Here is a 21226-nt window from a genome sequence, read left to right on the forward strand (position 1 = left end):
CACGATGACCGGCGCGCGATGTGCAGACCCCGCGTGTCGGCGAACGGAGCTTTTCATGAATGACCCCATCACCCTCCCGGCGACCCCACCCGTCGACCGCCAAGGGACCCCCGAAACCCCCGAACCGGGCGTATCCGGCGCTCCGGACACCCGGCCCGTACGCACCCTGCTGGAAGAGGCGGCCACCTGCCGCCCGGTCGAAGAGGTCACCGCGCTGGTCAGCCTCCTCGCGGAGTCCGGCCAACAGCCCAACCTCGGGCACGAGGCGCTGCGCGCCGCAGCCGTGACCCGGCCCCTGCACGAAGTGCAGCGGATGGTCGCCCTCCTGGGCGAGCCACCGCACGAGGTGGTCGAGACGGACATCACCCTGCGCGCGGCAGCCGTCGGACGCCCCATCGAGGACGTGGCCCGGCTGGTGACCATCCTGGGCACCGAGGAGCAGCGGCCGCAGCAGCGGCAGGACCACCCGCAGGGGCGGACGGCCGAGCGCACGCCGCGACACACGGCGGAGGAGGAGCCCCGGATGCCCGAAGAGCCGTACGAGCGCCCGTACCTGGAGCTGTACACCGCCCCGTACGAGGAACCGCGCGGGCGCCCCGGCCTCCCCGCGGCACCGGCCGGCAGACCGCTGCGGCAGGTCCTGCGCTGGTCGGTGGTGCTGGCGCTGCTGGTCAGTGGCGCCCTGCACCTGCCCCGGCATCTGACGGTCCCGCCGACCGCGGCGCCCGCCCACCTCCTGCCCCTCCTCACCACCGTGCTGTGCCTGGGGCTCGGCACGCTGCTGGCGGTCCGGGACACCACGACGGTGTGGCGGGCCGGGGCCGCCGCCGCCGTGGGGGTGGTCGCCCTGCACGTGCTGGGCGGCGCGGTGGGCTTTGACCCCCTGGCCGGTGCGGTGGGCGGGTCACGGGCCTGGGCCGGCGTGATCGCGGTGCTGTGCGCGGCGGTCGGCGCCGTCCTCGCGGGCCTGGCCCTGCGGGACCGCCAGGAGGAACCGGCCTGATCGAGCAGTGAAGCGAAGCGGCACCCGCGCCTTGGGCGCGAGGTGCCGCTTCACGTTCCGGCGAGGACGTTCACCGCCCCCGTGAACACCCGCGGGAGCCCGGCCGCCACCGGCACGATCCGCCGGGCGAGCCGGGGCCGGTGACGCGCCCACAGCAGGGACGCGGTGATCGTCCGGTAGCTGCGCGACAGCTCGCGCCAGGCACGCTCGTAGGCCTCCGGCCGGCCCGCCCGCACGCAGCGCACCAGTTCGCCGGCCGCCGTCACGGCCAGGGTCAGACCCTCCCCGGTCAGCGCGTCCACGTATCCCGCCGCGTCCCCGACGAACAGCACCCGCCCCGCCACCCGTACGCGTGCCCCCTGGCGCAGCGGGCCGGCCCCGCGCACCGCCGCGCCCGGCGACGGGGGCAGGCGGGCCGCCAGCAGCGGGAAGCGGGCGAGCTGTACGTCGAAGGGGGCGCGATCCGTGGTGAGGACGGCCACCCCGATCCGGTCGGGCCCGAGCGGGGTGACGTAGGCCTCGGAACGGGCCGACCAGTGGACCTCGACCAGGTCGCTCCACGGCTCGACGGTGTAGTGGCGCCGCAGGCCGTAGCGCGCCGGCCGGCCGGGCCGGGGCGGCGCGCACAGGCCGAGACCGCGCCGCACGGGGGAGTGCAGTCCGTCCGCGGCGACGAGGTAGCGCGCCGTCAGGCCGGCGGCGCTGACGCGCCGTTCGTCCTGGCGGACCTCCTCGACGCGCCGGCGGACCACCCGTACGCCCAGCCCGGCGGCCCGGCCGGCGAGCGCGGCCTGGAGTGCGGTCCGCCGGGCGCCGAGCCCCGGGCCGGAGCGGAACAGCCCTTCCGCCCGCCGCCCGCCCGTCCCGTCGACGTAGCGGATGCCGTGGAAGGGCTGTCCGGACACGGGCACGCCGAGCTCCAGCAGGCGGCGTACCGCGCCCGGCATCAGGCCTTCGCCGCAGGCCTTGTCGATCGGGGTGGGCCGCGGCTCCACGACCACGACCTCCAGACCGGCCAGCGCGCCGTGGATGGCGGTGGCCAGCCCGGCCGGCCCGCCGCCCGCGATCAGCAGGTCGATCACCGCCGGGAGTCCGCCGCGGGCCGGGAAGCGGGGGCCCGCAGGCGCCCGCCGTCCGTGAGCGCGGCCTCCTCGCAGCCGATCCGGACGCGCAGCAGCACCAGGTTGAGCACGGTGAAGCCGAGCGCGGTCAGCCAGGCGCTGTGCACGAGCGGCAGCGCGCAGCCCTCCACGACGACCGCCACGTAGTTGGGGTGGCGCAGCAGCCGGTAGGGCCCCGCCTGCACGAGCGGCAGCCCGGGCACGATGAGCACCCGGGTGTTCCAGCGCGGGCCGAGCGTGGCGATGCACCACCAGCGCAGGGCCTGGGCCGCCACGGCCAGGACGAGGGCCGACCAGCCGAGCACGGGCACGAACGGCCGGTCGGCGGCCAGGGGTTCCACCACGCAGCCCACGAGCAGCGCGGCGTGCAGGGCCACCATGGCGGGGTAGTGGCCGCGGCCGTACTCGCGGCCGCCCTGGGCCAGGCTCCACGCCCGGTGGCGGCGGGCGGTGGACAGCTCGGCGAGCCGCTCGATCGCGACGAGGCCGATGAGCAGCAGGTACAGGGTCATGGACGGGGGCATGGCCTCGAGCCCGGACAGGGACACGGGCGCGGAGAGGGGCAGGGGCACGGAGAGGGCCAGGGGGGAGAGGGGTACGGACATGAACAGGGGCATGCGATCACCAGTCGTCGGTCACCAGCGGAGCAGGACGAGTTCGGAGGCGAAGCCCGGCCCGAAGGCGAGCATCAGCCCGACCGAGCGGGGCGGCGGCGGTCCCGCGGTTTGGATGCCGCCCAGGATGTGCAGGACCGAGGCAGAGGAGAGGTTGCCGACGGCCGCCAGCGAGCGCCGGCTCGCCGCGAAGGCCGCCTCGGGCAGCCCCAGGGCGTCCGCGAGCGCGTCGAGGATCTTCGGGCCGCCGGGATGGCAGATCCACGCGTCGACGTCCGCGGGCTTGAGGTCGTGCGCGGCGAGGAAGGTCTCGACCTCCTCGGCGACGTGCAGCCGGACCAGCTCCGGGAGTTCGCGGCCGAGGACCATGCGCATGCCCCAGTGGCCGATGTCCCAGCCGAGCAGGTGCGCGGTGCCCGGGTAGAGGCGGCTGCGCGCGGCCACCACCTCAGGTCCGGCTCCGGCGGCGTACAGGGGGTGGTCGCGGCCCACCGCCAGCAGGGCGCCCGCCCCGTCCCCGAAGAGGGCCCCGGCCACCAGGTTCGCCATCGAGGTGTCCGTGGGCTGGAGGGTGAGCGAGCAGAGCTCGGTCGACAGGAGCAGCGCCGCGTGGCCGGGCAGGCCCGTCAGGTAGTCGTGGACGTGGCCGACACCGGCGGCCCCGGCCGCGCAGCCGAGGCCGAAGAGCGGCACCCGCTTCACGTCCGGGCGCAGACCGGTGCGGCCGGCGAGCCGGGCCTCGAGCGAGGGCGTCGCGAGACCCGTCACCGTGGTCGACATGACGAGGTCCAGCTCCGGGGCGGGCACGCCGCCGGCGGCCAGGGCGAGCGTGAGGGCGCGTTCGCCGAGGTCCAGGGCCCTCTCGGCGAAGAGCGTGTTCGTCGTACCGAAGTCGTTCGAGGGTCCGTACCGATCCAGGGGGAGGGCGAGATGCCGGAAGTCCACGCGGACGGAGGCATGGACCCGGTGCAGCAGGGCCCGGTCGGAGCCGGGCGGCAGGAAGCGGGCCAGCGCCGCCGTGATCTCGGACTGCCGGTGGCGATGGGGCGGGAACACGCTGCTCACTGCCAGGACACGTGTCATTGATTCACCATAGGAAACAACTGACACAACGTTATGAATCAGGCGCACCGGGCGCGGCGCAACATAGCGTGACATCGTGCCCGCGAGAACCTCAGAGCCCGCAGAGACCCAAGAGACCCCAGAGACCCAAGAGACCCCAGAGACCCCGGAGACACAAGGGCCCCAAGGGCCCGCAGCGACCCGAGACACCGCAGAGACCGGCCGGCCGTGCCCTCCCGCAGCCGGTCGCCGCAGCCGCGGTACGGCCATGGGCCTGGCGGCGGCGTGCCACCCGGTTCCGGCGGCCGCCGTGACCCTCCTGACCGCGGCGCTCGCGGCCGCCGCCGGGCGGGACCCGGGGGGAGCCGCGGTCGTCGTGGCCGCGGTGGCCGCCGGGCAGCTCTCGGTGGGCTGGTGCAACGACCGGGCCGACCTGCGCCGCGACCTGGCCACCGGCCGCCGGGACAAACCCCTGGTGGCCGGTACGGTGTCACCCGCCGCCGTGTCCCGCGCGGCGGCCCTGGCCCTGCTGGTCTGCGTCCCGCTCTCGGTGGCCGGCGGGCTCCTCGCCGGCGCCGTGCACCTCACGGGGGTGGCGGCCGCCTGGGCGTACAACCTGCGCCTGAAGGGCACGGCCGCCTCCTGGCTCCCGTACGCGCTGGCCTTCGGCCTGCTGCCCGCCTTCGTCACGCTCGGCCTGCCCGGAGCGCCCTGGCCGCCGCCGTGGCTGACGGCCGCGGCGGCCCTGCTCGGCGCCGGCGCGCACTTCGCGAACGTACTGCCCGACATCGCGGACGACCTGGCCGGCGGGGTCAGGGGCCTCCCGCAGCGGCTCGGCCCCCGGTACGCGGCCGCGTCGGCCGGGTTCCTCGTCCTCGCCTCGGGCGCCGCCCTGGTCGTGGGGCCGCCGGGGCCGGTGACGGCGTACGGCTGGACCCTCCTGGGGGCGACGACGCTGACGGTGCTCCTCGCGTCCCGCCGCCCGGCGGGCCGGGTCCCGTTCCTGGCCGTCCTGGCCATCGCCGGCGCCGATGTCCTGCTGCTGGTGGTCCAGTTGCGCGGCCACACCCCCTAGGGTGCGCGCCGGGTGCGGGTCCAGGTCAGGAGCTGGTCCGCCGGCCAGGTGTTGACGATCCGCTCGGGCGGGACGCCGCACTCCACGGCCCGTTCGCAGCCCAGGATCTGCCAGTCCAGCTGGCCGGGGGCGTGGGCGTCCGTGTCGATGGAGAACAGGGCGCCGGCCGCCACGGCGAGGCGCAGCAGCCGCCGCGGCGGGTCCAGCCGCTCCGGCCGGCTGTTGACCTCCACCGCGGTGCCGGCCTCCGCGCACGCCGCGAAGACGGCCTCGGCGTCGAACTCCGACACGGGGCGGCCCCGTCCGGTCACCAGCCGCCCCGTGCAGTGGCCCAGTACGTCCATCAGCGGATTGCGCACGGCCGCCAGCATCCGGCGGGTCATCGCGCGGGAGTCCATCCGCAGCTTCGAATGGACGGAGGCCACGACGAGGTCGAGCTGCTCCAGCAGTTCCGGCTCCTGGTCCAGCGACCCGTCCTCCAGGATGTCGCACTCGATGCCGGTCAGGAGCCGGAAGGGCGCCCAGGTCTCGTTGAGCGCGGCCACCACCTGCAGCTGTTCGCGCAGCCGCTCGGGGGAGAGCCCCCGGGCGACCGTCAGCCTCGGCGAGTGGTCGGTCAGGACGGCGTACTCGTGGCCCAGCGCGGCCGCGGCACGCCCCATCGCGTCGATCGGGCTTCCCCCGTCCGACCAGTCGGAGTGCACGTGGCAGTCCCCGCGCAGCGCCCCCCGCAGGGCGATGGCGGCGGGGGTGGCCCGCGGGCCGTGGGGGTGGGCCGCGGCCTCGTCCTCCAGTTTCCCCAGGTAGCCCGGGACCTCTCCGGACAGCGCCTCCCGCACCACCTGGGCGGTCTTGGGGCCGATGCCCTTGACGGCCTCCAGGGAGCCGGCCGCGGCCCGTTCGGCGGTCTCGCGCTCACCCATCCGTGCGAGGGCGGCCGCCGCTGTCCGGAAGGCCCGCACCCGGTAGGTGGGTGCCTGTGCGCGCTCCAGCAGGAAGGCGATCCGGTCCAGCGCCGCAACCGGGTCCATCGCGTACCTCCTGGTGCCAGTGTGGCAAGGGAGCCACGCCGCGTCCTGTCAGGGCGGAGCTTTGGGGGCCGGTCGGTCCGCGTCCGGTCGGGGCGGAGCCCGTCAGACGGCGTCCTGGGGGACGGCGGCGTCCAGGGCGGCGGTGAGACGGTTCAGGCGGGCCTGCAGGTCCAGGATCTCCGCCAGGTCGAAGCCCGTCGCGGTGGCGATCCGCCGCGGCACCTCCACCGCGCGGGCGCGCAGCGCGGCCCCCTCCTCGGTGAGGTGGGCGTGTACGGACCGCTCGTCCTCGGCGCTGCGCTCGCGCCGCACCAGGCCGGCCGCCTCCAGTCGCTTGAGCAGCGGGGACAGCGTTCCGGAGTCCAGGCGCAGGTGCTGCCCGATCTCCTTGACCGGCAGCTCGCCGTGTTCCCAGAGCACCAGCATCACCAGGTACTGCGGGTAGGTGAGACCGAGGTCCTTGAGGATGACGCGGTAGAGGCCGCCGAAGGCCCGGCTCGCGGCGTTGAGCGCGAAGCAGATCTGGCCGTCCAGGCGGAGGAAGTCCTGGTCGGGGTGGGTGGCGCTCGGCTGCTCGGTCATGGGGCCAGTGTACCCGGGGTCGTCTTGCGAGTCATTTAGTTGTGCACAACTGAATTGCGTGCTCTACTGGTGGAGCGCGGTCGACCACCGGCCGCCGCACGGTTCATTTCTGCGAGAGGACCTCCCATGGACGCGCTGTACACCGCTGTCGCCACCGCCAACGGCCGCGAGGGCCGCACCGTCAGCTCCGACGGGCAGCTCGACCTCGCCCTCGCCATGCCGCCGGCCCTCGGCGGCAACGGACAGGGCACCAACCCCGAGCAGCTCTTCGCCGCCGGCTACGCCGCCTGCTTCGCCAGCGCGCTCGGCCTCGTCGGCCGCCAGGCCAAGGCCGACACCAGCGAGGTCTCGGTCACGGCGGAGGTCTCCATCGGCAAGGACGGCGCCGGCTTCGGCCTGGCCGTGACCCTGCGCGTCGAGCTCCCCGAGTCCCTGGCGGGCGAGACGGGCGCGCTGCTGGTGAAGCAGGCGCACGAGGTCTGCCCGTACTCCCGCGCCACGCGCGGCAACATCGACGTGGACCTCGTGATCGAGTAGGACCCCGCCGCGCGGAGCGCGCTCCGTGATCGGGGCGTGTGATCGGCCGGGGATGCCGGAGCCGGTACGGGCGGCCACCATGGAGGGGCAGGGCCTCGTACAGGGGCCGCACACCGGACGGGGGCCGCACGCCGGGAGGCGCCCATGGCGCACGCCTACGCAACGGACGTACTGGTCGTCGGGGCCGGCCCGGTCGGGCTGACCGCGGCCGCGGAGCTGCGCAGGCGCGGCGTCTCCTGCCGGATCGTCGACCGCCTGCCCGCCCGGCTTCCGTTCGCGAAGGCCGTGGGCATCCAGCCGCGCACCCTGGAGCTGTGGGACCGCATGGGACTGGTCCGCGCCGCCCTCGACGCGGCCGTCCCGATGCGGGGCCAACTGACGTACGTCAACGGCGCCGAGCAGCCCCGCCACGAACTGGCCCTGCCGCCCGAGATCCCGTACGGGTTCGCGGCCCTGCCGCAGTACGAAACCGAGCGCATCCTCGACGAGTTCCTGACCCGCCTCGGGACCGAGGTCGAACGGGGCACCGAGCTGATGTCGTTCGCCCAGGACGCGGACGGCGTGACCAGCCGGGTCCGTACCCCTTCCGGAGCGGAGGAGGAGGTACGGACCCGGTTCCTCGTCGGTTGCGACGGCGCTCACAGCCTCGTCCGCAAGGGGCTCGGGCTCGCCTTCGAAGGCGGGGCCTTCCCCGACGAGTTCATGCTCGCCGACGTGCGGGTCGACTGGGACCTGCCGCACGAGTACGCCGTGCGCTCCATGCACCGCGATGACTCCGGCGCCGTCGACGACGTGCTGGTGTGCATTCCGCTCCCCGGGCCGGGACGCTACCGGATGTCGATGATGGTGCCGCCCGAACTCTCCACCGCCCGCCGGGCCGAATCGGCTGCCGGCGGCATCACGCACGGGCTGCAGACCGGGCGCGCCCCCGAACTGCCCGACGTCCAGACCGTCCTGGACCGGCTGTCGCCGCGGCCCACCACCGCCTCCGGCATCCGCTGGGCCTCCGTGTTCCGCATCAGCCACCGCATCGTCGACCGGTACGGGGACGGGCGGGTCTTCGTTGCCGGAGACGCGGCCCACATCCACCCTCCGACGGGCGCCCAGGGCATGAACACCGGCATCCAGGACGCCTGGAACCTGGCCTGGAAGCTCGCTCTGGCAGTCCAGGGGGCCGCCCATCCGGCCCTGCTCGCCAGCTACGACGCCGAACGCCGGCCCGTCGGCGAGGAGGTCGTCGGCCGCACCGTGCGCCACGCCGCCCAGGGGATCCAGGCCGACCCGGACGACCCGGCGACGGTGACGATGCGCGAGGCCCAGCTGCTCCTCGGCTACCGGACCGGCCCGATCACGGATCCGGCCGGCGAGGGCCCCGGACCCCGGCCGGGCGACCGCGCACCCGACTGCGCCGGCCTCACCGGGCAGATCACCACCTACCCGCTGCGCCTGTACGACCTGCTGCGCGAGCGCGGACACGTGCTGCTGCTCTACGGGGACGGCCGGGGCCTCGACGAACTCGCCCTGGCGGCCGGCGAGTCCTCCGGAGGCCGGATGGAGGTCTTCAGCCTCCTGGCCGCCGACGCCCCGTCAGTCTCCGACGGGATCGCGGTCCACCGTGACAGCGCCGGCGAGTTCGCCCGTATCTACGCCGCCCGGCAGCCCACCGCCTTCGTCATCCGCCCGGACGGCTACCTCGGCGCCCGCCTCGCCCCGCCCACCCCGCAGGCCCTGCGCGCCCACCTCGGGCGCACCTTCGCCGCGCCCGCTCTGGGCTGACCGCCGGCCCCTCAGGCGTCGCCCCCGGCCCGTGCGGCCTTGGCGGCCTGCTCCCTGCGCTGCCGCTTGCCCAGCGGGGCCAGGGAGAGGTCCTCGGCCTGGGAGGTGAGCGCCTTGAAGCCGTACCCGCGCTCGGTCAGCCAGCCCTCCGCCGCGAGCTCGGCGCGGGCCGTCGCGTCGAGGATGTCCTCCTCGGCCTCGCCCGAGTCCAGGAAGCGGAAGGTGAAGAAGGGCCGGGCCGCGAGGTCGTAGGTCAGGTGCCCCTCGGCGGTGAAGCGCGCGTGCAGCATGTCGTGTTCGGGCGCGGCGGCGAGCAGCTCGGCCCGCTGATCGGGCGTGAGCCCGTCGAAGGAACCACGGACGGTGATGCGAAAAGTACGGGAACTCATCCCCGCACCCTAGATCGCACGCTTCGTCCCCGCACCGGGATATCCGGCGCCCGTGCCCGCGGGCCCGCAGGCCCGGACGGCGGAGGAAGCGCGTCCGGCCGTCCGAAAGCCGGTGCCCCGAGCCCGTTTTGGATTGGCGCACGATCCTCAATACGATCCGGCGATGATCACAAGAAAACGGCTGGCGACCGGGGCGTGCGGCCTGCTCGCCGCCCTGGCCGTCGGGCTCTTCCCGGCGAGCGCCGCCGCCGCCGACGGACCCGCGGCGAAGGAACCCCCGAAGGTCGATCTCGTCCTCGACGTCAGCGGCTCCATGCGGGCCACCGACATCGACGGCCAGTCCCGGATGGCGGCCGCGAAGCAGGCCTTCAACGAGGTCATCGACGCGGTGCCCGACGAGGTGCGGCTCGGCATACGGACCCTCGGCGCCACCTACCCGGGCGAGGACAAGGCGCTCGGCTGCAAGGACACCAAGCAGCTGTACCCCGTCGGGCCGTTGAACCGGACCGAGGCGAAGACCGCCGTCGCCACCCTCGCCCCCACCGGCTGGACGCCGATCGGTCCCGCGCTGCTCGCCGCGGCCCAGGACCTCGACGGCGGCGACGCCACCAAGCGGATCGTGCTCATCACCGACGGCGAGGACACCTGCGCCCCGCTCGACCCCTGCGAAGTGGCCCGCGACATCGCCGCCAAGGGCATCCACCTCGTGATCGACACCCTCGGCCTGGTCCCGGACGCCAAGACCCGCGCCCAGCTCACCTGCATCGCCGAGGCCACCGGCGGCACGTACACCTCGGTGCAGCACAAGGACCAGCTCTCCAGCAGAGTCCGCCAACTGGTCGACCGGGCCGCCGATCCCGTCGTCAACCCCGTGGCCACCGAGGGCGCGAAGCAGTGCGCGAACGCCCCGCTGCTGAAGGCCGGCCTCTACAACGACCGCGAGACCTTCGGCGAACACCGCTGGTACCGCGTGGACGTCCTCCCCGGCCAGGAACTGCGCGCCTCCGTCAGCATCGCCGCCGACCGCGCCGTCAACAACGACTACGGCGTTCTGCTGCGCGCCACCACCCTCCACGGCCGCGAGATCGTCCGCGGCTCGGAGGCCGGTGACGGACGTACCGACGTCCTCTCCACCGGCCTGCGCTACCCCAAGGCCGAGATCGACGGCGCGGAGGAGGGCGCCGACGCGAAGCCGGCCGCGGAGACCGTCTGCATCCAGGTCAGCAACTCCTTCTCCGCGCCCGCGTCCGTCAAGACCACCCCGGGCATGCCCGTCGAGCTGACCATCGAGCTGGTGGACGGCCCCGACGAGGCCTCCGACGCCGCCGCCTTCGGCCTCGGACGCGGCTGGTGGCTCCTGGCCGCCCTGGCGCTCGTCGGGCTGCTGGCCGGCCTGGTGTGGGGCTGGATCTCGCGCTGGCGCGTCTCCGTCTGGAGGACCAACTGATGCGTACCGTACGCACACTGACCGCCGCCCTGCTCGCCGCGACCGCCACCCTCACGGTGGCGGGCACGGCCGCGGCGGCAGCCCCGGCGGCGGGCTCCACCCCCACCCCGAGCGCCTCCGGCAAGGGTGAGCCCGCTCCGACCGAGGCGGGCACCGGCTTCCGCACCGCCACGCCCTTCCGCCCCGGCCAGCAGGCCACGGCCGGCGCGTCCACCGGCGACTACCTGTACTGGGTGCTGCCCATCGACGCGCAGCAGCGCGTCACGGTCAACGCCAAGGTCACGCTGCCCGAATCCGCCTCCCGGCACGGCGCCGCGACCTGGCGGCTCGACGTGTACGACGGACTGCGCCGCCGGCAGCCGTGCACCTACGGCACGCAGAACCGGGCCGCGGCCAGGGAAGCCGCCTCGGTCGAACTGTCCTGCACCCTGCGCACCGTCCGCGCAGCGGCCGAGCCGTGGGCCAACGACCCGCTGCCCGGCAGCTACTACGTCCGCCTGACGGTCGTCGACCTCCCCGAGGAGGACCTCGGCCTCCCGGTACGCGTCGCCGTCGACGCCGCGGTGAAGGAGACCGGCGGCGCCCACGCCGTCGACGGCTCCCTCTCCGCACCGCTGGTCCCCGCCACCGTCACCGGACCGCTGCGCGAACCGGAGGACGGCTGGTCCGGCGGCTGGTGGTCGGACCGCTGGCTCTGGACCGCGGCCGGCGGAGTGCTCGCCGCCCTCGCGGGCGTCTTCGGGTACTCCCTGACGCGCGGATCGGGCCGCCCGTCCCGGATACCGCCGCGCGCCTGAACGGGCCGAGGCCGCGGCCGTACGGACTCCCGTACGGCCGCGGCCGCATCACGTACGTCTACGGTGGGCGCAACACCACGGAAAGCAAGGGGAATCGATGAACGGGGACGTGGGGGCCGGAGTCTTCCAGCCGTTGGAGGCGGACGATCCGCCGATGGTCGCGGGATACCGCATCGCCGCCCGGCTCGGCTCCGGCGGCATGGGCAAGGTCTACCTGTCGCACACACCGGGAGGCAGGCCGGTCGCCATCAAGGTGATCCGCCCCGAGTTCGCCGAGGACCCCGAGTTCCGGCGGCGCTTCCGCCAGGAAGTGCAGTCCGCCCAGCGGGTCCAGGGCCTCTACACCGCCCCGGTCATCGACAGCGACACCGACGGCCCGAACCCCTGGCTCGCCACGGCCTACGTACCGGGCCCCACCCTCTCCGCGGCGGTGGCCGAGCACGGCCCGCTCCCCGGCCGCACCATCCTGATGCTCGTGGCCGGGATCGCCGAGGCCCTTCAGGTCATCCACGGCGCGGGCATCGTGCACCGGGACCTCAAGCCCTCCAACGTGCTGCTCGCCGCCGACGGCCCCCGCGTCATCGACTTCGGCATCGCACGCGCCGCCGACGCCACCTCGCTCACCGCGAGCGGAGTCGCCGTCGGCACCCCCGCCTTCATGGCCCCCGAACAGGCCGCCGGGCGCGAGATCAGCGCCGCCACGGACATCTTCGCCCTCGGCCAGGTGGCCGCCTACGCCGCGCTGGGCGCGCCCGCGTACGGGGAAGGCCCCTCGCACGGCGTGCTGTACCGCATCGTCCACGAGGAGCCCGACCTTTCCGGCCTCCCCGCCGAGCTGCGGCCGCTGGTCACCCGCTGCCTCGTCAAGGACCCGGCCGGGCGGGCCTCGCTGACCGAGATCCTCGACCTGTGCCGGGCCGCCGCCGACCAGACGCAGCTGCGCCGGCCGGAGGACTGGCTGCCGGGAGGGGTCGCGGCGGGCATCTCGAACCGCCAGGAGGTGCCCGCGCCGGTCCCGACGGCGCCGGTGGCGACGGCGACCGCGGCCGCTGCCGCGCCGGCTGCGGCCCCCTCGGCCCCGGCACACCCCGCCGCCACTCCCGCGGGCGTGCCCGGACCGGACCGCCACGTCACGGCTCCCGGCCGGCCGGTCACCCCGGGCCGCCCCGGGGGATACGGCCCGCCGGGAGCCTTCGGGCCGCCGCAGCCCACGTACGTCCCACGGCCCGCGCCCATGCCGGTTCCCATGCCCATGCCGATGCCGCCGCCCCCCAAGCAGCGCAACCGGACCGCGATCATCCTGGTCTCGGTCTTCGGCGGGCTGTTCCTGCTCCTCGCCGGCTGCGGCGCCATGCTCAAGGCCATCGGCGATTCCACCTCCAGGACCGGCAGTACGGCCGGGGCCACGCCCACGGGCACGGCCAAGGGACAGCCGCGCCCCGACCCCAAGCCCGCCACGTACCACGACTTCAAGCTCACCTCGGGCTACCACCTGGAGTTCGCCGACGACCCGCTGGAGCCCCACGACAACAGCAAGGACGACCTCTACTACTCCTGCGCCTCCCAGGACTGCCACTTCGGCGCCTACGAGGCCAAGCTCGCACGGCTGGACAGCGGAACCGAGGGCTCCCTCCAAGCCTGCCGCCAGGAGACCCGGTTCGCCCAACGGATCCCCGTCGGGGCCCTCAACAAGGGGGACGGGATGTGCGTGCGGACCCCGGAGGGCAGCATCGCGCTGGTCGTCTACAAGGGAAGCTCGTCGAAGAGCGAACCGAGCAAGTACGTGACCCTGGACGTGACGGTCTGGCGCGGCGCAGCGCGCAAGGACTGAGGGGCGGGCTCGAGGAGCGGGCCGGGGAGCGGCGTATCCGGGCCGCCCCCCTCCCGCGGTCACCGCATCAGCCGAGGCGGGTGAGCCTGGTGCCGAACGACGGTTCCGCCAGCTCCCCGCGCACCGCCACCGGCACGCTCTTCGCCCCCTCCCCGTCGCCCACCGTCAGCACGGCGACCTCCGAACCGGCCCGGGCGGTGTGCGGCACCCTTGAGGCGCCCGTACTCAGCGAGAGCCGCAGCCGCTGGCCCGGTACGCCGACCACGTTCAGGTCCTTCGTGGCCACCAGCGGCGTACGCCCGCCGAGCCCGTCGTCGACGTACCCGACCGTCTGTCCCTTGCGGACGACCGGGGCGGAGGTGAGGGCCTCCCGTACGGCCTCGATGATCTTCTTGCTGTTCGCCTTCACCAGGAGCAGGCTGTTCGCCGCGTTCGGGTCCGGACCGTCCACGTGCTGGTCCATCAGCGTGCCCAGGATCAGCGTGGTCTCGTCGCCGACCGACTTGTTTGCCGCCCACATGAGGGCGCCGCCGGCGGGCGTGCTGGAGCCGGTCTTGATGCCCCGGATGTTCAGGCCGCTCGCCGTGAGCAAGGTGTCGTTGTTGTTGTAGATCGGCTCGGGCAGCCCCTTGATCGTGGCGTTGGGCATGGCGACGATGGTGCGGAACGCCTCGTCCTTCATGACGGCCTCGGCGAGCCGGAGCTGGTCGGCCGCGGTGCTGACGGTGGCGGCGTCGAGTCCGCTGGGATCGGTGTAGGTCGTGTCCTTCATGCCGAGCTCCCGGGCGGCGGCGTTCATCTTCTCGACGAAGGCGGCTTCGTTGTCGCTCCCCGTGTCCCAACGGGCGAGGAGCCGGGCCACGTTGTTGCCGGACGGGATCATCAGCATCTTGAGCATGTCCTGCTGGCTGAACTTCGTCCCGGCGGTCAGCCCCTTGATCCGGGACTCGTGCTCGGAGGTGCCGTCCGCCACGGCCTTCGCGTCGACCGTGATGTCGGGGCCGGGGTCGCCCTTGCGCAGGGGGTGGTCCTTGAGGACGACGTAGGCCGTCATCACCTTGGCGACGCTGGCGGTCGGGACCGGCCGCTGCTCGCCGAACGTACCGATGTCGCCGGAGCCCGGCACGCGGACGGCCCCCTGGCCCTTGGCGGGCCAGGGGATGCCGAACTGCCCGGGGATGGTGTGCGCGGGCTCCGCGCCGACGAGCGTCGGGGCCGGCAGCGGCCGCAGCAACTGGGCGCCCGCGAAGGCCCCGGCGAGGAGGAGCAGGATCGGCGTCCACACCTTGACGCGCCGCACCGCGGTCCGCCGGGACGTCTCGGGCGGGGGAGCGGTGTTGGTGAGCTCGGCGAGCAACTCCAGGGGCGCCGCCTGCGTCGCCGGCGCGGGCCGGGCGGGGGCGGTGGGCCCTGGGGCCGGCCGTGCGACAGGCCGCCCCGCGGGCGCCGGTGCGGGCGTCTTGGGCGCGGCGATGGTCCGGGCTGCGGGGGGCTCAGGGGTGGTGGGAGCCGCGGGGGCCGGGGGAGCGGTGGGAGTTGCAGGAGCTCTCCCGGCTGCGGGGGCTGCCGGGGTTTCGGCGGCCGTAAGGGACGCCGTTGCCGCCGGGGTTGCGGCAGGTGTGGGGGCGGCCGTGCGCGGAGCCGGGGTGTCCGGGTCCTTCAGCGCTACGAACTCACTCGTCCGTTCGGTATCGCTCTCGACGCCCCGCGCCCAGGACGGCAGCTTCCGGCCGCCGCCGGCCGGGTCGGGCGCCTGCGCGCCGGCGCTGCCTTCCTCGTCACGCTCGACGCCCACCTGAGGGGTGCCGTCGGGGGTCTCCTCGGCGTCGCCGCCCTCTGCCTCCACGGTGTCCCCCGGTCCGGACGCCGCCCGCGGGTCACTGCCGGGAGCCTCCGGCGCGGTGTCCGCCGCCGTTCCGACTTCGGTCGCGGCGGTGGCTGCACCCGTCTCCCGCGACCCCTCTGCCGCTGCTGTCTCGCCGCCGTGCGCGGCCTCGGAGGTGGTGTCGGCCATCTCCGCCGGGGCGTCGGAGCCGTCGGGACCGGCGAACCGGGCCTCTTCGGGGGCCTGGGCCTCCGCCGCGTCGCACGGCCCGCTGCTGTCCGAGCCAGGGATCTCGCGGTCCGCTGCGCCCTCACCCTCGGCCTCCGGCTCGGCTCCGGCCGCTGGTGTTCCGGTCACGTTCGTGTCCGCCGGTACGGTGTGCTCCGCACCCTCCGCGTCGGCCGCACTGTCGCGTTCGGCCCCAGAACCGGCCTTGTTCTCGGCACCCGCCGCGTCGGTCCCGACACCGGCACGGGCCTGGTCGCCGGCCTCGCCCTCGGCCTCGGCCTCGACCCCAGCACCGGCACCGCTACCAGCCTCGGTTTCGGCCCCGGTCCCGGCCTCGGTATCGGCACCGGGCTCGGTCCCCGTAGGGGTTTCCGTCTCTGTCGGGCGGACGGGTTCCGTCGGGTTGCGCCGAGGGGGAGCGGACACCGTTTCGGGTTCCGTCTCCGGGGTGTCCGAGGAACCGCCCGCCGTCGATACTGCCTTCATCCCAGCCCCGCCTTGCCGCTCGCACCCGGCGGCCGCCCGCCCGTCATGCGGTGCGGGCGGCCTGCCGGTCTTCCCGATTACGTCCGTGACGCCCCCCGTGGAGACCCCGGATTCCTAGATGTCCGACGTGCCCCGACCGTTGCCCCCGGCGGGATCCTGTGACCGTTCGGTCATACTCCGGTCTCCGACCGCGCACGCGGGGGCGGCGGCCGGCCCGCGTTCCGGGTGCCTCGGTGGCCGGACTCAACGCCGTGCCCCCGGCGTTGAGCACGGCGCCGCCCGGGCGGTGAGTACCGCTACTCATGCCCGGCGGTCACGGCCGGTCGACCATGGGCACCACCCACACCGCGCCGCCCGAATGGGGAAGTCCATGCTCAGCCGAATCGCCGCCGCCGTCGTCCCCGCCTGCGGGCGGCTGCGGGTCACCGCCGATCCCGGGGCGCGGCCCGCCGCCGGCAGCATCTTCGTCGCCAACCACACGTCCCTCGCCGACCCGGCCGTGGTGGTCGCCGCCCTGCGGCGGTACGGGGTCGAGCCCGTCATCCTGGCCACCAGCGGCCTGTGGCGGGTGCCGCTGCTCGGGGCCGCCCTGCGCCGCGAAGGCCACATCGCCGTCCACCGGGGCACCCACCGCGCCGCCGCTTCCCTCGACGCCGCAGCCGTCGCCCTCGCCTCCGGCCGCAGTGTCCTGCTCTACGGCGAGGGCCGGCTGCCGGGCCGGCGCGACGCGGGGGAGTCCGCCCCGGGGCCCTTCCGCAGCGGCCTGGCCCGGCTCGCCGCCGCGACGGGAGCCCCCGTCGTGCCCGTGGGCCAGGCCGGCGCCCGCCGGCTGTGCTCCGGCAGCCGTGCCAAGCAACTCGCCGGGGCCGCCACCGCCCCCCTGCGCAGGCCCGGCCTCCACGTGCACATCGGCGCCCCCCTCCGGCTCCCCGACGGGGTGGCGGAGGCGACGGACCGGGCCCGTGAAGCCGTCACCGCCGCCTGGCGGACCGCCGCCCTGGCCCTCGGCGAGCCGGCACCGGCAGATCAGGGCCGGTGCAGCGCCTGCAACGCCTCGACCGGCACCCCGGGGCTGTGCTGCCCCGTGTAGAAGGGTCCCCCTGGGGCGCCGCTAGCGCGTGCTGTGCGGGAGGGCCGTGTGGGCTGCGACCTCGCGGTCGGCGTCGGTGTCGATGAAGGACACCACCAGCGGGGTGCTGCCCGTCGGGCCGCCCGCGGTGGCGCGCAGCCGGTAGCGCTCGACGCGCACGGTGTCGCGGGCGAGCGGACCGCCACCGGTGTACATCGACTCCGGCATGCGGTCGTTGGCGATGCGCAGGGGCGCGGCGCGCCAGCCGCCCGACGCCTGGTCGAAGCGCTCCAGTACGAACTCCGGTCCGCCGGCAGGCCGGTCGCCCGGTTCGCCGACGAGGATCTCCATCTGGAAGGCGACCAGCAGATGCCCGTACGCGGCGGAGTTCCCGTTCCGCAGCGTGACGGTGAACTCCTGCGCCGTCCCGCCGCGTACGAGGGCGAGGGCGCCGCCCCGGGTGTCGACCGAGGCCGTCAGCCGGGTCGGGGCGGGAGGCGGTGTCGCGGCCCGGCTGGTGGGCGGGGCCGTCGGTGACGAGGGCTCGGTGGACGGCGCGACCGGAGCGGAGGGGGAGACGGAAGCCGGGGCGGACGGCGACGGGGACGCGGTGGCCGACGGGGACGCCGAAGCGGAGACGGCCGCCCCCTTCGTGCCGTCCTCGTCGCCGCATCCGGTCAGGCCCGCCAGCAGGACGGCGGCCGCGGCGGCGGCCGACAGCGCCCGGCGGGGCGAGGCGGGTACGGGCATGAGAACGGTTCCCTCCGATGGCGGCTGAGCGAGGAACCTAGCAACCGCGGACGCCGCCCGACGAGCCCGTTCGGGCCTCGGGGCGGCGACGGTTCGGTCACGGCCGGGCCCGCCGCGTCGCCGGCGTACGGCTCGGCCGTGCCGCTCGGCCGTGCGACCCCGGCGCGCGGCTCAGACGTTCAGAGTGGCCTCCAGGACCGTGACCGCGTGCCCGGTCAGGTGGACGCGGTCACCCTGCAGCGCCGTCCGGACCAGGCCCGTCCGCGCGGAGGCCTGGAGGCCGGTCAGGCCGTCGCGGCGGCCCAGCCGCGCCGACCAGTACGGGGCCAGCGCGGTGTGTGCGCTGCCGGTGACGGGGTCCTCGGGGATGCCCTCGGCGGGGGAGAAGAAGCGGGAGACGAAGTCGTACCCCAGGTCCGCCGAGGCCGCCGCCGCGGTGACGATGACCCCGCGCAGTTCCTCGCGCCGGGTCAGGTCGGCGAGGGCCGCCAGGTCGGGACGTACCGCGCGGACGGCGGCCTCGTCGGGCAGCACGGTGAGCAGATCGCCCAGCGCGCCCGTACGCAGCGTGGCCTCGGGCCGTACCCCCAGGGCCTCGGCCAGCCCCGCCGGGACCGGAACCTCCGTGCCCGGAGCGGCCGGGAAGTCCAGCGTGATGCTCCCGTCCGCCCCGGCGCGAGCGGAGAGCAGGCCGCTGAAGCGGCTGCGGAACCGCACCCGGCCGGTCGGCAGCCCTTCCCGGCGCATCGTGTGAACGGTGGCCAAAGTGGCATGGCCGCACAGATTGGTCTCGACGAGCGGGGTGAACCAGCGGATCTCCCAGTCGGCCCCGCCACCGGCCGCGAGGGGCAGGGCGAAGGCCGTCTCCGAGTGGTTCACCTCGGCGGCGATCCGCCGGAGCCACAGGTCGTCCGGCCACTCCCCGGCCGGGAGCAGGCAGACTCCGGCAGGGTTTCCGGAGAAGGGGCGGGTGGTGAAGGCGTCTACGATCTGGATGCGCATGCCGCGAACGTAGCCGGGCCAATCACACGTCAGGGAAGGCCAATTCCCCGAAAGTGGCCTGCCGGTCGGTCAGGCCAGGGCCTTCTGGAAGTTGAAGGCCGTCACGGCCATCCGCTCGCGGAAGTAGAAGCGGTGCGCGTCGGTGCGCTGGGTGCCGGAGTCCAGGGTCAGCGCGGTGCAGCCCGCGGCCCTGGCGTGCTCCTCCAGGTGGGCGAGCAGCGCGTGGCCGACTCCGCCGGACCGGGCGGTGGCGGACGTGACCAGGTCGTCCACGTAGAGGTGGCGTACCAGGGAGGTGTTGGCGACGAGGCGCCAGCCCGCCGCGCCCACGCACGCACCGTCCGCGTCGTAGGCGGCGGTGAAGCGCAGCCCCTGGCCCTGCCCCTCCGCCAGGACGGAGAGGAACAGCTCCTCGGTGAGGTGGGGGCGCAGCTCGGTCAGTACGGGGAGGAGGTCCTCGGTCAGCCGCGGGTCGCCCGGCTCAAAGTCGATGATCTTCATGGGGCCAGCCTACGGGCGTCCCCTGCGCGGGAAGCGCCGGCCCGGCGGGGCGGCCGCGGCCGGCCGGGAACCGGGCCCGCACCCTCAGGCCGCCCTCCGGACGGGCTTGCGCCGTCACCGTGCCGTGGTGGGCCACCGCGATCGAGCGGACGATCGCCAGGCCCAGGCCGTGCCCGGCACCGACCCGCGGCCGCGCCCGGTAGAAGGGCTCGAAGAGCCGGCCGACGGCAGCCGCGTCCACCCGTGGGCCGGTGTTCTCGACCTCCAGCACGTGACCGTCGCCGTCCTCGTCCCGGCGGACGGCCAGCCGGACCTCCCCGCCCGGCAGGTTGTGGCCCGTCGCGTTGTCGAGCAGGTTCGTCACCAGCCGGCGCAGCAGCACCGCGTTCCCGGACAGCAGGGCGCCCGCCGGTGCGTGGGTCCGTACGGTCACCCCGCGCTCCGCGGCCGGGGCCTCGGCCTCCCGCGCGACCTGCCGGACCAGCGCGGCCAGGTCCACCGGATCGGGATCGAAGTCGGCGTGCTCGGCTCCCGCGAGGTCGAGCAGGGCCTTGACCAGTCCGATGTTGCGCTCGTTGGTCTCGCGCAGCATCGGGGCGAGTTCGGCCAGTTCCGCGCCGCTGCTGTCCTCGGCGGCGATCTGGAGGATCGCCCGGGTGGTGGCCAGCGGCGTGAGGAGCTCGTGCGAGGCGTTCGCCGCGAACCGCCGGTGCGCCGCGAACGACTCCTCCAGCCGCTCCAGCATGGCGTCGAAGGTGTCGGCCAGCTGCCGCAGTTCGTCGTCGGGGCCGGTGGCGGCGATGCGGTAGGCGAGGTCGCCGTCGCGGGCCTTCGCGGCCGCCCGGCTCACCTCGTGCAGCGGGGCCAGCAGGCGGCGGGTGACGATCCAGCCGGCGCCCAGGCCCACCGCCATGATGACCAGCACCCCGGCGGTGGAGATGCCGAGCACCGCCGCCCACACGTCCTGTTTCGTACGGACCGGCTTGGTGGTGGCCACGTCGTCGAACGGGGTGCCCTGGGTGAGGTTCCGAAGCTCCTGCGGGGCGGCCGCCGGCGCGCCCGCCGGTACCCGCTGCACGGGGGCGAGGTCGTAGGTGGGGAGGTAGCGGATTCCGGCGTAGATCACGGCCACCATCAGCGCCGCGCACACGGTGAGGGCGCCCGCGAAACCGGTGAACAGCCGCCCGCGGATGCCCAGTCGGTGCCCCCGCGGCGAGCGCCACCGGCTCCGCCGGCACCGCCACCGGATCCGAGCCCCGGGCCGGCGGTTCACGCTTCGCCGAGGTAGTAGCCGACGCCCACGGCGGTCCGGACGAGCTGCGGCTCGCCCAGCTTCCTGCGCAGCGTGTGCACCACCAGGCGTACGGCGTTGGTGAAGGGGTCGGCATGCGCGTCCCACGCCTTCTCCAGCAGGTGCTCGGCGCTCACCACCCCGCCCTCGGCCCGCATCAGGAGCTCCAGCACGGCGAGTTCCTTCGGCGTCAGCCGGATGTCGCAGCCCGCCCGCGCGACCCGCCTCCGGTGGGTGTCGAAGGTGACGTCCGCGAAGCGCAGAACGGTCGCGTACGCGACCGGGCTGCGCCGGTACAGCGCCCGCAGCCTCGCCACCAGTTCGGGGAAGTCGAACGGCTTGGCCAGGTAGTCGTCGGCTCCGAGCGACAGCCCGGCGACCTTGTCCCCCAGCCGGCCCGCCGCCGTCAGCATGAGGATCCGGCAGCCGGGATCGAGGGTCTGCAGGCGCCGGCACACCTCGTCCCCGTGCACCTCCGGCAGGTCCCGGTCCAGCACCACCACGTCGTAGTCGTGGACGGCCAGGTGGTCCAGGGCGGCCCGCCCGTCGTGCACGACGTCGACGGTCATGGCCTCGCGGCGCAGCCCGATCTCCAGGACCCGGGCCATGAACTCCTCGTCCTCCACCACCAGTACGCGCACGTGCCCGCGCCCCCGTCCCCGTCCGTCCCCGGTCCGTCTTCGTCCTCGACTCCGTCGCCGATCTGGATATCAGAGCACGGATATGAGCGGTGTTTGATTGCGGCCCGGTCGCCTCCGCCAGCCGAAATGCGGTTCAAATCCCCGGGAATCTAGCGTGGTTCTCCGCTG

At 74.9% G+C, this 21226-nt stretch carries 20 protein-coding genes; 8 read left to right on the top strand and 12 right to left on the bottom strand.

From position 1 onward, the window contains the following. Positions 1-55 precede the first annotated feature (55 nt). Positions 56-1003, top strand: coding sequence for a hypothetical protein (locus ACIP5M_RS06335; RefSeq protein WP_401192630.1), 948 nt, complete (start codon positions 56-58; stop codon positions 1001-1003). A 50-nt stretch (positions 1004-1053) separates the two neighbouring features. Here ACIP5M_RS06335 and ACIP5M_RS06340 read toward each other — a convergent pair whose 3' ends face one another. From ACIP5M_RS06340 to ACIP5M_RS06350, 3 genes are all read right to left on the bottom strand, one after another. Beyond that, a complete protein-coding gene (locus tag ACIP5M_RS06340; protein ID WP_401192632.1) occupies positions 1054-2085 on the bottom strand; it encodes an NAD(P)/FAD-dependent oxidoreductase in 1032 nt (343 codons plus the stop codon). Then, complete coding sequence (locus tag ACIP5M_RS06345; protein ID WP_401193538.1) at positions 2082-2636, bottom strand: isoprenylcysteine carboxyl methyltransferase family protein; 555 nt, start codon at positions 2634-2636, stop codon at positions 2082-2084. Before ACIP5M_RS06345 ends, ACIP5M_RS06340 begins: the two co-directional genes overlap by 4 nt. 123 nt (positions 2637-2759) lie before the next feature. After that, entirely contained in the window at positions 2760-3821 is a 1062-nt protein-coding gene (locus tag ACIP5M_RS06350; RefSeq protein ID WP_401192635.1) for a type III polyketide synthase, read from the bottom strand. Positions 3822-4110: 289 nt separating this feature from the next. Between ACIP5M_RS06350 and ACIP5M_RS06355 the strand changes: the two genes are divergently transcribed. Beyond that, the gene (locus ACIP5M_RS06355; RefSeq protein WP_401192637.1) at positions 4111-4875 is read left to right on the top strand and encodes a UbiA family prenyltransferase; all 765 of its coding nucleotides are present in this window, start codon (positions 4111-4113) and stop codon (positions 4873-4875) included. Here the strand turns inward: ACIP5M_RS06355 and ACIP5M_RS06360 are convergent. Continuing rightward, complete coding sequence (locus tag ACIP5M_RS06360) at positions 4872-5906, bottom strand: PHP domain-containing protein (protein ID WP_401192639.1); 1035 nt, start codon at positions 5904-5906, stop codon at positions 4872-4874. The genes ACIP5M_RS06355 and ACIP5M_RS06360 overlap by 4 nt on opposite strands. Positions 5907-6008: 102 nt before the next feature. Continuing rightward, positions 6009-6488 (bottom strand): MarR family winged helix-turn-helix transcriptional regulator, encoded by a 480-nt coding sequence (locus tag ACIP5M_RS06365; RefSeq protein WP_401192642.1) that lies wholly within the window; start codon positions 6486-6488, stop codon positions 6009-6011. Positions 6489-6614: 126 nt separating this feature from the next. Here ACIP5M_RS06365 and ACIP5M_RS06370 point away from each other — a divergent pair, with 126 nt between their 5' ends. Together ACIP5M_RS06370 and ACIP5M_RS06375 are read left to right on the top strand one after the other, a co-directional pair. Beyond that, positions 6615-7025, top strand: a complete 411-nt coding sequence (locus ACIP5M_RS06370) for an organic hydroperoxide resistance protein (protein ID WP_109779506.1) — start codon at positions 6615-6617, stop codon at positions 7023-7025. A gap of 144 nt (positions 7026-7169) precedes the next feature. After that, positions 7170-8801 (top strand): FAD-dependent monooxygenase, encoded by a 1632-nt coding sequence (locus ACIP5M_RS06375; protein ID WP_401192645.1) that lies wholly within the window; start codon positions 7170-7172, stop codon positions 8799-8801. Between the two features lie 11 nt (positions 8802-8812). Here ACIP5M_RS06375 and ACIP5M_RS06380 read toward each other — a convergent pair whose 3' ends face one another. Further along, entirely contained in the window at positions 8813-9190 is a 378-nt protein-coding gene (locus tag ACIP5M_RS06380) for a DUF6204 family protein (protein WP_401192647.1), read from the bottom strand. Positions 9191-9353: 163 nt separating this feature from the next. Here ACIP5M_RS06380 and ACIP5M_RS06385 point away from each other — a divergent pair, with 163 nt between their 5' ends. The 3 genes from ACIP5M_RS06385 to ACIP5M_RS06395 all read left to right on the top strand — a co-directional run bounded on the left by ACIP5M_RS06385 (position 9354) and on the right by ACIP5M_RS06395 (position 13265). Continuing rightward, positions 9354-10637: a VWA domain-containing protein gene (locus ACIP5M_RS06385; RefSeq protein WP_401192649.1), complete on the top strand. Its 1284-nt coding sequence runs from the start codon at positions 9354-9356 to the stop codon at positions 10635-10637. Next, positions 10637-11434, top strand: a complete 798-nt coding sequence (locus ACIP5M_RS06390) for a hypothetical protein (RefSeq protein ID WP_401192651.1) — start codon at positions 10637-10639, stop codon at positions 11432-11434. Before ACIP5M_RS06385 ends, ACIP5M_RS06390 begins: the two co-directional genes overlap by 1 nt. 97 nt (positions 11435-11531) lie before the next feature. Continuing rightward, a complete protein-coding gene (locus tag ACIP5M_RS06395; protein WP_401192653.1) occupies positions 11532-13265 on the top strand; it encodes a serine/threonine-protein kinase in 1734 nt (577 codons plus the stop codon). 67 nt (positions 13266-13332) lie between these two features. On the opposite strand, the gene ACIP5M_RS06400 is transcribed toward ACIP5M_RS06395, so the two are convergent. Beyond that, entirely contained in the window at positions 13333-15804 is a 2472-nt protein-coding gene (locus ACIP5M_RS06400; RefSeq protein ID WP_401192655.1) for a serine hydrolase, read from the bottom strand. Positions 15805-16174: 370 nt separating this feature from the next. Here ACIP5M_RS06400 and ACIP5M_RS06405 point away from each other — a divergent pair, with 370 nt between their 5' ends. Beyond that, on the top strand, positions 16175-16894 hold the full coding sequence (locus tag ACIP5M_RS06405; RefSeq protein ID WP_401192658.1) for a lysophospholipid acyltransferase family protein: 720 nt from the start codon (positions 16175-16177) through the stop codon (positions 16892-16894). Between the two features lie 21 nt (positions 16895-16915). Here the strand turns inward: ACIP5M_RS06405 and ACIP5M_RS06410 are convergent, their stop codons facing one another. From ACIP5M_RS06410 to ACIP5M_RS06430, 5 genes are all read right to left on the bottom strand, one after another. Further along, positions 16916-17623 (bottom strand): hypothetical protein, encoded by a 708-nt coding sequence (locus ACIP5M_RS06410; RefSeq protein WP_401192660.1) that lies wholly within the window; start codon positions 17621-17623, stop codon positions 16916-16918. Positions 17624-17794: 171 nt separating this feature from the next. Then, the gene (locus ACIP5M_RS06415) at positions 17795-18625 is read right to left on the bottom strand and encodes a PhzF family phenazine biosynthesis protein (RefSeq protein WP_401192662.1); all 831 of its coding nucleotides are present in this window, start codon (positions 18623-18625) and stop codon (positions 17795-17797) included. A 69-nt stretch (positions 18626-18694) separates the two neighbouring features. Further along, a complete protein-coding gene (locus ACIP5M_RS06420) occupies positions 18695-19126 on the bottom strand; it encodes a GNAT family N-acetyltransferase (RefSeq protein WP_401192664.1) in 432 nt (143 codons plus the stop codon). After that, positions 19107-20399, bottom strand: a complete 1293-nt coding sequence (locus tag ACIP5M_RS06425) for a sensor histidine kinase (protein WP_401192667.1) — start codon at positions 20397-20399, stop codon at positions 19107-19109. The genes ACIP5M_RS06420 and ACIP5M_RS06425 overlap by 20 nt, the downstream gene beginning before the upstream one ends. Further along, positions 20396-21058 (bottom strand): response regulator transcription factor, encoded by a 663-nt coding sequence (locus ACIP5M_RS06430; RefSeq protein WP_401192670.1) that lies wholly within the window; start codon positions 21056-21058, stop codon positions 20396-20398. Before ACIP5M_RS06430 ends, ACIP5M_RS06425 begins: the two co-directional genes overlap by 4 nt. Positions 21059-21226: the final 168 nt, after the last annotated feature.

Source organism: Streptomyces sp. NPDC088762 (assembly GCF_044750905.1).
Taxonomy (GTDB): domain Bacteria; phylum Actinomycetota; class Actinomycetes; order Streptomycetales; family Streptomycetaceae; genus Streptomyces.

What these genes read in the sequence shown, in the direction of transcription:
- ACIP5M_RS06335 (WP_401192630.1), top strand. Translation starts at nt 56, where the DNA reads ATGAATGACCCCATCACCCTCCCGGCGACCCCACCCGTCGACCGCCAA.
- ACIP5M_RS06345 (WP_401193538.1), bottom strand. Translation starts at nt 2,636, where the DNA reads ATGACCCTGTACCTGCTGCTCATCGGCCTCGTCGCGATCGAGCGGCTC.
- ACIP5M_RS06350 (WP_401192635.1), bottom strand. Translation starts at nt 3,821, where the DNA reads ATGACACGTGTCCTGGCAGTGAGCAGCGTGTTCCCGCCCCATCGCCAC.
- ACIP5M_RS06360 (WP_401192639.1), bottom strand. Translation starts at nt 5,906, where the DNA reads ATGGACCCGGTTGCGGCGCTGGACCGGATCGCCTTCCTGCTGGAGCGC.
- ACIP5M_RS06365 (WP_401192642.1), bottom strand. Translation starts at nt 6,488, where the DNA reads ATGACCGAGCAGCCGAGCGCCACCCACCCCGACCAGGACTTCCTCCGC.
- ACIP5M_RS06370 (WP_109779506.1), top strand. Translation starts at nt 6,615, where the DNA reads ATGGACGCGCTGTACACCGCTGTCGCCACCGCCAACGGCCGCGAGGGC.
- ACIP5M_RS06375 (WP_401192645.1), top strand. Translation starts at nt 7,170, where the DNA reads ATGGCGCACGCCTACGCAACGGACGTACTGGTCGTCGGGGCCGGCCCG.
- ACIP5M_RS06380 (WP_401192647.1), bottom strand. Translation starts at nt 9,190, where the DNA reads ATGAGTTCCCGTACTTTTCGCATCACCGTCCGTGGTTCCTTCGACGGG.
- ACIP5M_RS06385 (WP_401192649.1), top strand. Translation starts at nt 9,354, where the DNA reads ATGATCACAAGAAAACGGCTGGCGACCGGGGCGTGCGGCCTGCTCGCC.
- ACIP5M_RS06390 (WP_401192651.1), top strand. Translation starts at nt 10,637, where the DNA reads ATGCGTACCGTACGCACACTGACCGCCGCCCTGCTCGCCGCGACCGCC.
- ACIP5M_RS06395 (WP_401192653.1), top strand. Translation starts at nt 11,532, where the DNA reads ATGAACGGGGACGTGGGGGCCGGAGTCTTCCAGCCGTTGGAGGCGGAC.
- ACIP5M_RS06400 (WP_401192655.1), bottom strand. Translation starts at nt 15,804, where the DNA reads ATGAAGGCAGTATCGACGGCGGGCGGTTCCTCGGACACCCCGGAGACG.
- ACIP5M_RS06405 (WP_401192658.1), top strand. Translation starts at nt 16,175, where the DNA reads ATGCTCAGCCGAATCGCCGCCGCCGTCGTCCCCGCCTGCGGGCGGCTG.
- ACIP5M_RS06410 (WP_401192660.1), bottom strand. Translation starts at nt 17,623, where the DNA reads ATGCCCGTACCCGCCTCGCCCCGCCGGGCGCTGTCGGCCGCCGCCGCG.
- ACIP5M_RS06415 (WP_401192662.1), bottom strand. Translation starts at nt 18,625, where the DNA reads ATGCGCATCCAGATCGTAGACGCCTTCACCACCCGCCCCTTCTCCGGA.
- ACIP5M_RS06420 (WP_401192664.1), bottom strand. Translation starts at nt 19,126, where the DNA reads ATGAAGATCATCGACTTTGAGCCGGGCGACCCGCGGCTGACCGAGGAC.